The sequence below is a fragment of the Planctomicrobium aquicomposti genome (assembly GCF_051466325.1).
GTDB lineage: Bacteria > Planctomycetota > Planctomycetia > Planctomycetales > Planctomycetaceae > Planctomicrobium.
Genome location: NZ_CP195792.1, coordinates 4,280,001 through 4,294,275, shown reverse-complemented (window position 1 = coordinate 4,294,275; position 14,275 = coordinate 4,280,001). Strand labels below are relative to the sequence as shown.

11 protein-coding genes and 1 riboswitch (1 of these 12 running past the window's edge) are annotated in these 14,275 nt (G+C 59.9%); of the genes, 3 read left to right on the top strand and 8 right to left on the bottom strand.

Going from position 1 to position 14,275, the window contains the following annotated elements; genetic code table 11:
* Positions 1–165: 165 nt before the first annotated feature.
* The 5 genes from SH664x_RS16600 to SH664x_RS16580 form a co-directional block, all read right to left on the bottom strand.
* Positions 166–2,589, bottom strand: coding sequence for a sodium-translocating pyrophosphatase (locus SH664x_RS16600; protein ID WP_437202777.1), 2,424 nt, complete (start codon positions 2,587–2,589; stop codon positions 166–168).
* 329 nt (positions 2,590–2,918) lie between these two features.
* Positions 2,919–4,229: a UDP-N-acetylglucosamine 1-carboxyvinyltransferase gene (murA, locus tag SH664x_RS16595; RefSeq protein ID WP_437202775.1), complete on the bottom strand. Its 1,311-nt coding sequence runs from the start codon at positions 4,227–4,229 to the stop codon at positions 2,919–2,921.
* Positions 4,230–4,330: 101 nt separating this feature from the next.
* The gene (prmC, locus tag SH664x_RS16590; RefSeq protein ID WP_437202773.1) at positions 4,331–5,221 is read right to left on the bottom strand and encodes a peptide chain release factor N(5)-glutamine methyltransferase; all 891 of its coding nucleotides are present in this window, start codon (positions 5,219–5,221) and stop codon (positions 4,331–4,333) included.
* A 52-nt stretch (positions 5,222–5,273) separates the two neighbouring features.
* Entirely contained in the window at positions 5,274–6,344 is a 1,071-nt protein-coding gene (gene prfA / locus SH664x_RS16585; RefSeq protein WP_437202772.1) for a peptide chain release factor 1, read from the bottom strand.
* Between the two features lie 171 nt (positions 6,345–6,515).
* The gene (locus SH664x_RS16580; protein WP_437207247.1) at positions 6,516–6,776 is read right to left on the bottom strand and encodes a type B 50S ribosomal protein L31; all 261 of its coding nucleotides are present in this window, start codon (positions 6,774–6,776) and stop codon (positions 6,516–6,518) included.
* Between the two features lie 318 nt (positions 6,777–7,094).
* On the opposite strand from SH664x_RS16580, the gene SH664x_RS16575 reads away from it, so the two are divergent.
* Entirely contained in the window at positions 7,095–8,249 is a 1,155-nt protein-coding gene (locus SH664x_RS16575; protein WP_437202770.1) for a peptidase, read from the top strand.
* A gap of 156 nt (positions 8,250–8,405) precedes the next feature.
* Positions 8,406–10,421, top strand: a complete 2,016-nt coding sequence (locus SH664x_RS16570; protein WP_437202769.1) for a TIM44-like domain-containing protein — start codon at positions 8,406–8,408, stop codon at positions 10,419–10,421.
* A gap of 179 nt (positions 10,422–10,600) precedes the next feature.
* On the opposite strand, the gene SH664x_RS16565 is transcribed toward SH664x_RS16570, so the two are convergent.
* From SH664x_RS16565 to SH664x_RS16555, 3 genes are all read right to left on the bottom strand, one after another.
* Complete coding sequence (locus SH664x_RS16565; RefSeq protein WP_437202767.1) at positions 10,601–11,530, bottom strand: hypothetical protein; 930 nt, start codon at positions 11,528–11,530, stop codon at positions 10,601–10,603.
* Positions 11,531–11,563: 33 nt separating this feature from the next.
* On the bottom strand, positions 11,564–12,169 hold the full coding sequence (clpP, locus tag SH664x_RS16560) for an ATP-dependent Clp endopeptidase proteolytic subunit ClpP (protein ID WP_437202765.1): 606 nt from the start codon (positions 12,167–12,169) through the stop codon (positions 11,564–11,566).
* Between the two features lie 66 nt (positions 12,170–12,235).
* Complete coding sequence (locus tag SH664x_RS16555; RefSeq protein WP_437202763.1) at positions 12,236–12,892, bottom strand: ClpP family protease; 657 nt, start codon at positions 12,890–12,892, stop codon at positions 12,236–12,238.
* Positions 12,893–13,176: 284 nt separating this feature from the next.
* Positions 13,177–13,369, top strand: a riboswitch (cobalamin riboswitch).
* A gap of 107 nt (positions 13,370–13,476) precedes the next feature.
* On the opposite strand from SH664x_RS16555, the gene SH664x_RS16550 reads away from it, so the two are divergent.
* On the top strand, positions 13,477–14,275 hold the 5' portion of the coding sequence (locus SH664x_RS16550; RefSeq protein WP_437202761.1) for a DUF1559 family PulG-like putative transporter. 188 nt of this gene lie beyond the right edge of the window; only the first 799 of its 987 coding nucleotides appear in the window; it begins with the start codon at positions 13,477–13,479; its stop codon lies beyond the right edge, outside the window.

Below are 14,275 nucleotides of genomic sequence, written 5' to 3'. Positions count from 1 at the left end.
TGAAGGCGCTGAGCCTGCTGATTCTAGATCCGCCCCACCCCGTTGTCGAGAATAATCGTTCGTTGATCCGTCGCCGAGGGCTGTCCTGGCGGTCCGATGCGGCGGGGGGTGAGTGGTCGCCTGCTCGTCGTAAAGCATTTTCTAGGGACGAGATCGGTTGTCCGGCTATTTCATGGACTGGATCCGCATCGAGTAAAACGAGCGGTACAGGAAGTAGAGTCCGAGGGTCAGAAGCACCCACGCGCTGCACTGCCGGATCTGCTCCTGTCCCCGCGCGGAGAGCTGGATCGCCACTTCCAGCGCCAGCAGACCAAAGAGCGTGCTGAACTTGATGACCGGATTCAGCGAGACGGACGAGGTATCCTTGAACGGGTCGCCGACAGTATCCCCGACGACTGTGGCGGCATGGAGCGGGGTTCCTTTCTGTTTCAGCTCGACCTCCACGAGCTTCTTGGCGTTGTCCCAGGCCCCTCCCGCATTCGCCATGAAGATCGCCTGATACAGGCCGAAGATCGCCAGCGAAACGAGATAGCCGATGAACAGAAAGTTTTCGAAACAGGCGAAGGCGAGGGTAAGAAACAGAATCGTGAGAAAGATGTTGAGCATGCCCCACTGGGCGTATTGCGTACAGATCTCCACCACCCGCCGCGTATCACTTTCGGAAGCGCGGTCGCTCGCATCGAGATGGATATTGGCCTTGATGTACTGCACCGCGCGATAGGCTCCCGCGCAGACCGCCTGCATCGTGGCTCCCGTAAACCAGTAGATGACTGCTCCTCCCAGAATCAGGCCGAATAGAAAGGGGGCATGCAGGATCGACAGATTCTGCAGCCCCTCGGTCAGACCGTTGGTGAGCATCAGGATGATCGCAAAGACCAGCGTGGTGGATCCGACCACGGCCGTCCCGATCAGCACCGGTTTGGCAGTGGCTTTGAAGGTGTTGCCGGCACCGTCATTGTCTTCGAGGAAGTGTTTGGCATCGGCGAAGTGGGGAGTGAATCCGAAGTCCCGCTGCAACTCCTGCTCGATGCCCGGAAGTTTCTCGATCATGGAGAGTTCGAACACCGACTGAGCGTTGTCGGTGACAGGACCGTAGGAGTCGACAGCGATTGTCACCGGTCCCATTCCGAGAAAGCCGAAGGCGATCAGGCCGAAGGCAAAGACCGAGGTCGCTTCGGGGCGGATCATCAGCTCCTGGGCGCCCTGCCAGGCGAAGGCGTTGCCGACAGCCATCAACCCGACAATCGCCAACCCCAGCCAGAATGCCGAAAAGTTGCCGGCAATCAGACCGGACAGAATGTTCAGCGAGGCTCCCCCTTCCCGCGACGACTCGACCACTTCCCGCACATGCCGAGACTGCGTCGACGTAAATGCCCGCACCAGTGCAGGGATCACCGCGCCCGCCAGCGTTCCGCAGCTGATGATCGTCGCCAGCTTCCACCACAGCGTATGACTCCCATCCAGATCCCGGAGCAAAAACCACGAAGCCGCGTAGGTCAGCACAATCGAGACCGCCGACGTCAGCCAGACCAGCCGTTCCAGCGGTGCTTCGAAATTCATGAGACGGCTGTTCGCCGACGTGGAAGCCGTCCAGGCCTGATTCAGCCAATAGGCCCCCACGGAGGTAATCACCATCAGCACGCGGAGAGCAAAGATCCAGGTCAGCAGCTGGACCTGCAGGGCATGGTTGGCTGCTTCTGTTCCCTGGCCGGACTGAATCGCCAGCGTGATAAATGAAATCAGGGCCACGCCCGTCACTCCGTAGGTCTCAAAACCATCGGCAGTCGGGCCGACTGAGTCCCCCGCGTTGTCTCCGGTGCAATCGGCGATGACGCCCGGATTGCGAACGTCGTCCTCCTCGATTCCAAAGACGATTTTCATCAGATCGGCGCCGATGTCAGCGATCTTGGTGAAGATGCCTCCCGCGATCCGCAGGACGGAAGCTCCCAGGGACTCTCCAATGGCGAAACCGATAAAGCAGGGGCCGGCGAGATGGCTGGGCAGAAACAGGAGCACTCCCAGCATCAGCAGCAGTTCGACACTGATCAGGACCGTGCCAATGGCGATTCCTGCCTGCAGGGGAATCTCGGAAGCGGGGTAGGGGAACCCGCGCAGCACGGCGAATGCGGCCCGGCTATTGGCCAGGGTGTTGATGCGGATTCCGAACCAGGCGACGCCGTAGCTCCCCAGAATTCCGATGAGGCTGAACAGCAGAATGGTCAGGACATCGACAAACGGCATGCCCGAGAGGACCCGGAAGTAATAGACCATGACTCCGCCGATCAGCACTTCCAGCAGGAGGAGGAACTTTCCCTGCGTCAGCAGATAGGTTTTGCAGGTGGAGTAGATCAGCTCCGAGATTGCCAGCATCGAAGAATGCACCGGCAACCGCGCCAGTCGTTGCGACATCCAGTAGCCGAAGGCCAACCCTCCGCCACTGATCAACATTCCAGCAAACAGCAGCCACCACTCGAACGGATACTCGCGAATGGGAGCAATTCGCAGATCCGCTTCGCCGGCGGAAGAGACCGTCGGCCAGAGCAGGCAACTCCCGGCTCCCAGGAGCAACCGAAGCGTTCGACCCGTCATCAAATGGTCCTTTGCGAGAGCACGCGGACGATTCAATTGGACAAGATTTGCTGATCAGCGGTGGAAAGAACTTTCCCCCCTGATCGGCAGACGCGGGACTGGAGAAGGCTGGCCCGAACCGCTTCAGCAAATCAAAACGTCGATTGTGACGTCTGGTTTTCTACGTCGATGGCGAAGCCGTCGAGAGTCGTCAGGTTCCGAAACTTGTTCGAGCGAACCTTCTCCACTCATCTTAAAGCGAAAAAAGCGGTTGGGAATAGCAGCCTGTGACCGTACCAGAAGCGGGAAGCGAAGAGTCCCCTGTGGCGTGTGAATCCGTGGCGGGGTGTTCAGGCAGCCGGAGCGATGCGGCTGAGCGGTTCATCATGGACTCGCTGTACAGTCGCTCCCAGTTGACTCAGCTTGCGTTCAAGCTGTTCATAGCCACGGTCGAGATGATAGATGCGGCGGATGGTCGTTGTGCCGGCTGCTGCCAGTCCGGCGAGCACGAGCGCGGCGCTCGCCCGCAGGTCGGAGGCCATCACGTTCGCTCCCGTCAGTCGGGACACACCTGTCATGCGGGCTTCGGCCAGTTGCTGCTCGATCTGTGCCCCCATGCGACGCAATTCAGCAACATGCATGAAGCGTTCGGGGAACACGGTATCGCGAACATGGCTTTCCCCCGGCACCGTGCAGAGCAGGGCGATCAGCTGCGCCTGAAGGTCCGTCGGGATTCCCGGATAGGGAACGGCGGTAAATCGCACCGGTCGAAGGTTGTCCGCTACTGAAATCTGGGCGATGGAGGTGGATTGCTGCTGAGAGGAAATGAACCGGACCTGCACGCCGATTTCCTGTAGCAGGTCGAGAACCGATTCGAGATGGTCGAGCCGAACCCCCGTCAGCGTGATCGATCCGCGCGTGATGGCGGCGGCGATCATAAGCGTCGCCGCTTCGATGCGGTCGGGAATAATGGTGTGATGCACGGCCCGCAGGGACGACACGCCATGGATGACGATCTGGCCCGTTCCCTGTCCGCTGATTTGCGCTCCCATCTGGTTGAGGAAGTCGGCCAGCGCGACCACTTCGGGTTCCCTGGCAGCGCCGTCGATTAGGGTCGTTCCCCGCGCCAGCGCGGCCGCGCTCATCACGTTGCAGGTCCCGGTCACGGTGCTGCCGAAGGGGCCGGACAGGTTGATCCGCGCGCCCCGCAACTGTTTCGCCTGAGCATGCACATAGCCATGTCGCACGTCAATTTCCGCGCCGAGCGCAGCCAGCCCCTTCAGGTGCAGATCGATCGGACGACACCCGATATTACAGCCGCCGGGGAGCGAAACACACGCCCGGCCGCGCTGGGCCAGGAGCGGACCCAGGACGCAGACACTGGCCCGCATCCTGCGCACCAGATCGTATTCCGCTGTGTCCGGCCGGTCATCGTGAACCTCCAGTTCCAGCCGCGATCCGTGGCTCTGAACCTGCATACCCAGATTCCGCAGCAAGGAACTGAGCGTCCGCACGTCGACCAGATCGGGAACGTTGTCGAGAACCGTTCGACCTTCGGCCGCCAGAGCTGCCGCCATGATCGGCAGGGCAGCATTCTTTGAGCCGCTGACCACGGCGGTCCCGTGCAGCGCTTTTCCTCCCTGAATGGTGAACATGTCCATGCGCGAATCCGTTCGTCGCTGCGATTGATCAGAGTCTCTCTGATTCGAGATCTTCGGGAGCCCTCCGCGAGGGGCAGCCGCGTTGGCTCGCGGAAAGCACTTTACCGCACGCCGGGCCATCTCCCCAAGACCACTCGGGCCTGCCCTGATAAATCGTTCTTGACAGAAACCGCGGTGAAGCCTCGCTGCCGTAGCAGCTCGCAGCCTGCTTCGGCCTGTTCCGGGCTTAGTTCAATGAGCAGCCACCCGTTCTCAGCAAGATGTGCGGGGGCTGCATGAATCAATCGCCGCACAATCTCGAGTCCATCTTCCCCACCATCGAGTGCCAGATGGGGTTCGTGGTTGCGGATATCCGGGGCCAGCTCCGCAATTTCCCGCGAAGCGACATAAGGGGGATTGCTCGTGATGATGCCAAAGCGGTCCGATGGATCAAGAGGAGCGAACAGATCTCCCTGATGCAATTGAATGCGTTCGGTCAGTCCATGTTTTTCGATGTTTGCCGCCGCCACTTCGTGAGCGGTCGGGTCGATCTCGACCGCCTGCAGCGAGACAGGCGGCAGGTTCTTCGCGATGGCAATCGGCACACAGGCGGTCCCGGTGGCGATGTCGAGAATCTTTGCAACGTTGTTGCCCCGGGCGAGATCAAGAGCCGTCAGCACCAGCACCTCGGTGTCGGGACGTGGAATCAGGACACCGCGCCTGACGATGAAATCAAGGCTGAAGAACTCGCGATGGCCCACCAGATACGCGACCGGTTCGGCGGCGCCCCGTCGTTTCACCAGTTCCCGCATGGTGGCCCGCTGGGCATCGGTGAGCGGTTCATCGAACTGGGTGTAGAGCTGAATCCGCTGGCATTGGCGGGCGTGCGCCAACAGGACCTCCGCATCCAGACGGGGGGTGTCGCTCCCCTTGTCTTTCAGGAATTGGATCGTCCAGTCGAGGATCCGGCGGACTGTCCATGGTTCTTCGGTCGTCACGGCTGGCTGGGCCACATGAACATCCTCCTTGAATGACTGTTACCCCCGCGCGGGGGAGCAACCTGCTCTAGACGACTCCCCCTTTGAGTCGTTCCTGACGATCGAACTCGACCAGCGCGTCAACCAGTTCGTCGAGCTCGCCCATCATGATCTGATCGAGCTTGTACAGCGTCAACCCGATGCGGTGGTCGGTACAACGACCCTGCGGAAAATTATAGGTGCGAATCCTCTCGCTGCGATCCCCCGAGCCGATGAGAGTTCGCCGCTGCGTCGCCCGCTCATCGGCTGCCTGCCGTTCCCGGGCCTCCATGATGCGGCCGCGGAGCACGCGCATGGCTTTGGCTTTATTCTTGTGCTGGCTCTTTTCATCCTGACACTTCACCACGACACCGGTGGGGATGTGTGTGATCCGCACCGCACTCTCGGTCTTGTTGACCTTCTGTCCGCCGGGGCCGCCCGCCCGCATGGTGTCGATCCGCAGGTCTTCATCGCGGATCTCGATTTCCACTTCGCTCGCTTCGGGAAGCACAGCCACCGTGGCAGCGCTGGTATGCACGCGTCCTTGAGCCTCCGTTTCCGGGACCCGCTGCACCCGGTGGCCGCCGCTTTCGAACTGCAGCTGATGGAACGCCCCTTCCCCCGTCACGGAGAAAATGATTTCCTTAAACCCTCCCATTTCAGAGGGATACGATTCCATGAGCTCCGTCTTCCAGCCCTGTTTTTCGACGTAGCGGGTGTACATGTTGTAGAGGTCGCCTGCGAACAGCGCGGCTTCTTCACCCCCGGTGCCGGCACGGATTTCCATGATCAACCCGCCGCGCGTGATCGAGTCTCCGGCCGTCACGATGTCTTCGAGTTCGTGCTGCAGCACATCTCGCTGGGCTTCCAGCTCCTTGAGTTCGCTTTTGGCGTAGGCCCGGGTTTCGGGATCGGATTCGAGTTCCATCATCTCCTGAGCTGCGGCGATGTCCGCCTCCAGCTGCTTGAAGGTGCGGACGGCGGTGGCCACTTTGCGCAGGCCACCATATTCCCGCTGGATTTCCACAACCCGACCGGAGTTGCTGAGAATGACCGGGTCCTGGAGTTGTAACTCCAGGTCTTCAAATCGTTTGAGCTTTGTTTCCAGACTGGGGAACATGCTGCACCTGCGTTCGGAATGCCGGCTTCAGCAGTGATCAGAAATCCCCGGCGAAGCGGAAGGGCGGGGGAGGTGCTGGAGAACAGGCATCGGGAAATAAGACCAATCCACAATACAACAGGACGCACCCCGATCTGGGATGCGTCCTGGTGCGATTCAAATTGGAACGGGCTAGCCTTCGGCTTTTTTGGCCCAGCCGTACTTCTTCTGGAACTTTTCCACGCGTCCGGCGGCGTCGACGTATTTCATCTTCCCCGTGTAGAACGGGTGAGAAGCGGAGCTGATATCAACGGTGATCAGCGGGTATTCATTGCCGTCTTCCCACTTGATGGTCTCTTTGGAAGACATCGTGGAACGGGTCAAAAATTTGTAGTCTGCGCCGATGTCGTAGAACACGACCGGGTGATACTTGGGGTGAATGCCGTCTTGCATGAGTCGACCGCTTAATTCAAAAACCTTGTGTGGCCAACGACTTTCGACAAAGCCGCCAACGGTGGAATCGTGCATTTTATCGACCGCTCCCCCGATCGGCAATCGAGTTTTCAGGGAATGCCGGGTCGGCCGCTGCAAACCCCCGCCCGCTGGACTTCCACTACGGCCGCGGGCTTCACCTCAGCATTCCTCCTCGGATATTCTCCCTGTGATACCTGCCGGATGAAAATTGATGACGAATCAATTAGTGTCGATGCACTGGTTCCGCAGCGCGGTCCCTCCTTCAGCTTTCTCTCCCAACCTCGAGCAGTGGCAGCCATGAAACACACATCCTCGCGACGTGAATTTCTGAAAGTGACGGGCGCTTCGTTGTTTGCAGCCGGTGTTGCACCCGCGATCGTCGGCGCGACCGACAAGGCCGGCACGAAGCCGGTCATCATCGGGGAAGGGGACTACAAATATGAATGTCACCACGGTTGGGGAGAAGTCCCCGACTCCATTCAATGGAACACCACACATGGGGTGACCTTCGATCGGGATGGTCTGGTCTACATCAAGCACCGGGGTGACGCCAAGGCTCCGTGCGACTGCGTGGTCGTGTTCGAGCCCAACGGGAAGTTCGTTCGCTCATTCGGTGCAGAGTATGCCGGGGGAGGGCACGGCATCGATCTCCGCGAGGAGAACGGCAAGGAGTATCTGTATCTGTGTGACACGCAGAACCTGCATGTCACCAAGTGTGACACCAAAGGGGACATCGTCTGGCGCGTCGAGGCTCCCAAGGAACCGGGCGTCTATGACGCGAAACATCGCTTTAAGCCGACGAATGTCTGTTTCGGACCGCAACAGGACGTGTACATCGGCGACGGCTACGGCTCCAGCTACATGCATCAGTACACGAACGATGGCAAGTGGATTCGCACGTGGGGAGGAACGGGAGCCAAAGCGGGGCAGATGCGAACTCCGCATGGTCAGTGGCTGGATACCCGTGGAACCGGAGAGCCGGAACTGGTCGTGGCGGATCGGGCCAACTCTCGCCTGCAATACTTCACACTCGATGGCAAGCCGACCCGGATTCTCCAGGGGGTGAAGGAAGCTGACCGGGAAAAACATGGGACGACCGGAACCCTCGCCGACGCCTCGGGGCATGAAATCCCCGTCACCTACGTCTACGGCATCAGCTTTCCCGCTGCGATTGATATTCAGGGAGACCTGCTGCTGCTGCCCGACCTGCATGCCCGAGTCATCCTCCTCGACGGCCAGAATCACATCGTGGCCAATCTCGGACTGGATGAGGAATGGACGACGAATGTGCTCTCGAACTCCCATCCGGAAGGGAAGATTCGCCTTCGTCCCGATCAGTGGGAAGCGGGAAAGTTCGTGCATCCCCACGATGCCGCCTTCGACAAGGACGGGAACATCATCGTCGTGGAATGGGTCGAGCCGGGACGGATCACGTTCCTTCGTCGGGTCTGAGCCTGCGGTTGCCCAGTCAGTTCACCCGCTGTCTGGCCCTGGTGGCAATTCACCGAGGGGGTGATCATGCTTCCTCGGTGACTCGCAGGATCAGGGTGGATAGCCGCTGCACCGACTGGCTCCTTCCCCCGAACGAAGCATGACACCGGAGGTCTGATGTCGCGTTTTGTCCGCTTCTGTCGCAGCCTTCTGCAGAGCTCGCGACATGTCAGGCTGCGCGTGGTGTCCGTGCTTTCGCTGCTGCTGTTGCTGGCGATCCTGTGCTGGCCGGCGGGAGAGGCCTTTGGTCGTGCGGGAGGAGGCGGAAGTTACGGTGGAGGCAGCGGCGGCGGCGGAGGAGGAGGGGGCGGCGGCGGCGGAAGCTTCCGCGGTGGGGGAGGAGGTTATCCCAGCCATCGCAACGGTTCAGACGGCTCTCCCGATGTCATCTTTTTCTTTCTGCGGTTTTGCTTCCGTTACCCGGTGATCGGCATTCCACTGCTGCTGGGAATGGCGTGGATTTTCTATCGTGTCATTACGTCGGGACAGCGGCAGCATGTTGCCCGCACGATTCGACAGGGAATCAAACGGCAGACCGATCTGCAGCGCGAGGCTGCCGTCGCTGCCATAGTGCAGACCGATCCGACGTTCTCCCTGGATTCCTTCCTCAAGCGGGTTGAGGCCGCGTTCGTGGCGATCCAGTCTGCCTGGAGTGAGCAGAATCTGCAGCAGGTTCGTCCCTTCATCAGTGATGGCATTCACGAGCGGTTTCAACTGCAGATCGGGATGCAGCGTGCCGAGGGAATTCGCAATGTCGTTACCGAGGTGAGCGTGCACGACAAAGAACCGGTCGCGCTGTTTGTGGATGGACAGTTTCAGGCGATCCACGTGCGGGTGAGAGCTTCTGCGACCGACTACAACGCAGAACTGCAATCGGGGCGAAGGGTCCCGGGGACGGAAAACAGCGGTCCGTTCGTCGAGTATTGGTCGTTCTATCGACGACCCGGAGCGAAGTCGCTGGCGAGTGCCGGGGCAATCGAAGGGAACTGTCCCCGCTGCGGTGCACAGCTGAACGTTGTCGATACCGCGAAGTGTCCTGCCTGCGGGGCCCAAGTGAACTCCGGTGAGTTCGATTGGGTCCTGGGGGAGATTACGCAGGAGCAGGAATGGGTTGTGCCGACTGCGCAGAGTGCACTTCCCGGAAGCACCGTTCTGATGGAACGAGATCCCGGTTTCAGTCTCCAGCATGTGGAGGACCGGGTGTCGGTGATCTTCTGGAGACTCCGCGCAGCGGAGTTTTATCACGACTCAAAATACTCCGACCCGGTTGTGACGCCATCGTTTCGTCAGCAGACTCCCGTGGTCGATCAGAAAGTGGTCCGCTTCTGGAAAGACCCGGCCGTCGGCACCGTGGAGACCATCGATATTCAACCGGCGGTCACCGATTCGCTCGATACGCTTCGGGTCATGGTCAGATGGTCGGGCGCTCTGATGCACAAACAGGGAGAACGCGTGGAAGAGTACCGGGGCAAGACGATCTACACGCAGGTGTATTCGCTCGTCCGCAGCAAGTCCGCGCAATCGGCCCCGGCCGCGACATTCTCCTCCGCGGGGTGCGGCAACTGCGGAGCGCCTGTCAGCGTGAATCTGGAAGGAGCCTGTGTCTATTGCGGTGCAGTCCTGACCACCGGCGACTATGACTGGGTCTTGAATGACGTGCAGCGGTACGATCCGAATCTGGCGTTCGCGCGGTCGGCCCCCCAGTCAATCGTGCCGGGTGGGGCGAATGCCGATCTGTCGCCCACACGGGACGCTGGAATCTCGTTGGGAGTGCTGGCGAAGGTGATGCTCGCCGACGGACAGTTCCACGAGTCGGAACGCAAAGCGCTCTATGAACTCGGTGCCCGCCGCAACATGAGCCAGCATCAAGTCGACGAACTCATTGCGCAAGCGGTTCATCAAGACTGCGAATTGCCTGTCCCCGCCGGCTCTCATCAGGCAAGACAATACCTGCAGCAACTGGCGGCAGCGGTCCTGTCTGATGGGACGATCACGCCGAACGAGCGGAAACTGCTCGATGGGTATGCGAAAGAGATGAAACTCAGCAGCGCCGAGGTGACTCTGGCTGTCAATTCTGAGCGACGACGGGCCTATCAGGAAGCCCGGTCAGCGCTGCGGCAGCAGCGTGGCTGAGCCCTGTAACACAGATGAGGGTTTCGCATCGGTCTGCAAGGCGCATTTTGCATCGCCCCGTTCCGCGAGCAATCAACCCGAGCAGTTTGCCATTTTGATTTCCCCAACCTCGCCACGCGGAGATGAGCATTTCGCTCGACGAAACGCAGGCTGCGGGGGACTGCAAAGAGCAACCTGCTCTAGCGCCACTGCGGAATGGTCTCGTCGGTCCACTTGTCGGAGGTCTGCCGGGAAGGGAATGGCTTGGGGGCGGGAGCAACCGAGTGCTCGGCGGGGCGCGCCTCCTGAATCCGCGGTGGCGGGACCGGCTGGGAATCCGCCTTCTGCAGCTCTGCCGGAGTCAGATCGGGTACCAGTCGTGACTGCGGAATTTCCTCAAACCGGGTCTGGGAAACGTTCACTTTTGACAACGGTCCGCTCCGCTGCTGGGCATCGACGAGAGGGGCTTCCGGCCCAGGAACGTTGACCTTGACGGTGTGAGTCGCTTCAAAGCTCCGGCCGTCAGGTGTTTTCAGGCGGGCGAGCAGCAGCACTTTTGAACCGGATGGAGGCTGTTCCCAGGGGAGATCGAGTTCGTACCCCGAGATCAGGAAGCCGGCATGCCACAGCCGCCGCGTCTCTTCTGTTGAGAAGGACCAGTGTCCGATGGTCTTCTGGCCGCTGCGTGACAGGTCGAGCAATTCGACCTCCAGCTCTCCCGACAGTTTGACGATCTCGCCGTCGTTGTCGTGCGGATAAACCACAGCATACAGTCGCTCGTCGGCTCCGGAGCCATCCCGGTCCTGGGCAGCAGTCAGCAGGGTATTGAACTCCAGTCCCACGACGCGGGCGAGGCTGCGACTGGTCTCCTCGGTGACAGCGTGTCCAGCCAGAGCCACTTCGCTGCGGACGATATCGATTTCCCGGCGGGAAGTGGCCAGTTCTGCCTGCAGACGTTCGACTTCACGCTCGAAGTGGTGGATGACCGATTCCTGCGAACGGAGCTGTGCTTCGAGGACTTCGACGTTGCCGCGCGAAGCACAGCCACTCGGAATGCCGAGCAGGACGGTCCCCATCCCGGTGATGAGAACCGTCCGTAGCTGGAACATCCATGTTCGCGTTAATGTCATGATGACAACAGGTTAAGACGGCTGTTTGCCGCTTCAGCCACCGGTCGGCGGGTGAGGGAGCCGTTCGAGAATCTGATCGACGAGACCGTATTCTTTCGCCTCTTCGGGCGCCATGAAGTTGTCCCGATCGGTATCTCTTTCGATTTTATCGAGCGTCTGGCCCGTGTGCTTTAACATGATCTCATTCAGCTTGCGCTTCATTTTGATCACTTCTTTGGCGTGAATTTCCAGATCCTGTGCTGTTCCTTCCATGCCAGCGAGCGGCTGGTGGATCATGATCCGGCTGTTCGGCAGAGAATACCGCTTGCCGGCGGCACCCGCGGTGAGGAGCAGGGCTCCCATGCTGGCTGCCTGACCCAGGCAATAGGTCGCCACGTCGCAGGTGATGTACTGCATGGTGTCGTAAATCGCCAATCCCGCGGTGACGGATCCGCCGGGAGAGTTGATGTACATGTGGATGTCAGATTTTGGGTCCTCAAACTGCAGATACAGCAGCTGGGCGACCAGCAGGTTGGCGACCTGATCATTCACCTGGGAGCCCAGGAAAATGATGCGGTCTTTCAGCAGCCGGCTGTAGATATCCATCGCGCGTTCTTCGCGCCCGGACTTCTCAACGACAAATGGAACAAGATTGGACATGACTGATCGCTCGCAGATAGGCGGTGGATTGGATGTTCGACGCGCTGACGTGGGCTGTCTCTGGAATTACTTCTTCTTTTCCGAGGCTTCAGTCGCTTCAGCCGCCACGGCTGCCCCCTTCTTCTTGGGGACGACGATTTCGTCAACCAGGCCATATTCCTTGGCCTGCAGCGGTGACATGTAGCGGTCGCGTTCCGTGTCCTTGGCAATGCGCTCTTCGGTCTGACCGGTGTGGGCGGCCAGAATCCGGTTCAGCACATTCCGTGTTTCGAGAATTTCCTGAGCCTGGATTTCGATATCCGAAACCTGACCACCCACCTGGCCGTACGGCTGGTGGATCATCATTTTGGCGTGCGGCAGGATGAACCGCTTTCCTTTGGCTCCCCCGGCGACGAGAACCGCCCCGCCGCTGGCAGCCAGCCCGACGCAGTACGTGGCGACCGGGCATTCCAGGAACTGCATGGTGTCATAAATCGCCAGTGTCGCTGTGACCGACCCACCCGGTGAGTTCACATACAGGTGAATGTCCTGATGTCGGTTTTCAGATTGCAGGTACAGCAACTTCATCACAATGACGTTGGCGTTGTTGTCGTAGATCGGACCGTCGAGGAAGATGATCCGGTTTTCCAGCAGCAGATCGCCGACGGTCATTTGCCGGGTCCGCTGATAATCGGAATTCTGCGGCACGACCGGAGAGTGCTGGCGAGAGTTGAGCTCAAACATGAATGAGTGCCTTTGCGTCGGTATGAATCGTCAACGGGGGATTGTTCGCGATCAGTCGGAATGGGTCAATGGAGAACGAGCGACTTCCTGCAGGCCGGGGAAGACCGCTGTCAAGAAAAAAACCGAAATCCTGTCAATGGGTGATCAGGTCAGTGGTTACGACGTGAGTTCGGCACGAAGTCACACACGCAGCTGATTTGCTGAAGACGCAAATGCTGCCGGTATGAGAGGTTGAGTAATTCGCGTTGAGGGCGATTGCTGGCGGGCCGGCGCTTCGGTAAGGTGTGCGGCTTGCCCCCTCGGGCGTTTGATCCAGAATATGGATTGAACAGGAAGCCGGTGAAAATCCGGCGCGGGACCGCCGCTGTAAGCGAAGAGGTCTCCGGACAACATGCCACTGCGAATTCAGATTCGTGGGAAGGCGTCCGGGGCTGCTTGATTCGCAAGCCAGAACACGGCCTGAGGGGATCTCCCTGTGATGCTCGGCCCTCAGCGTCCCTGGAAAGTATGTGTCCGCGCACGGTGACTGCGCGCATGCTTTTCCGCTGCCGATGCGTTCGCAGCGGAAAAAAGGATCTTCCTTCATGCGCTGTCTCTTCAAAGTGCGCCCTGCGCGCGGATTCACCCTGATCGAGTTGCTGGTGGTGATTTCGATCATCGCCGTCCTGATCGCCATGCTGCTGCCCGCTGTTCAACAGGCTCGAGAGGCGGCCCGACGTGCCCAATGCCGGAATAACATGCGGCAGATCGGGCTGGCGGTTCACAACTACAGCAGTACCTACGAGGAGCTGGTCAACGGCGGAAACGGGCTCGCTGCGGCGCCTCTGCCGACAGCGTACAACGTGCGCCGGCGAGTCAGCTGGGCCACCGCGTTGCTCCCGTATCTGGATCAGCAGGCGATTTATAATCAGTTCAACCTTGGTCAGTGGTACACCCATCCCGACAATCTGAAGCTCGCGCAGACCAATATTCCGGTCTTCTCTTGTCCCTCCAATCCGGAAGCGGGGCAGTTGAAGCCGGAGGGAACCGCCCCGGCAGCCGCAACCGAGTCGACCGTGCTGTATGCCCGGAATGACTATGGGGGCAATTACGGGGAAGGGGGGCTGCGGTGCGATCCGACACCGAGCGGGAGTTTCAACTGCGCCGATACTTACGGCGACGGAACCAGCGGGTCTCGGGGTCCGATGCAGCTGGCGAGTTCCCCCATTCGCCTGCGGGATGTGACAGATGGCCTGTCGAATACCATTTTGATTGGTGAATCACCGCGGGCGTGGTTTGGGATCTGGGCGGGGAGCAAGAATTTCCACTCGCAGAATGCGCTGCTCAACTCCCGGGCGGGGGATATCGATTCCCGGACCGGCAAGGTGAACGTCTACTGCTCGT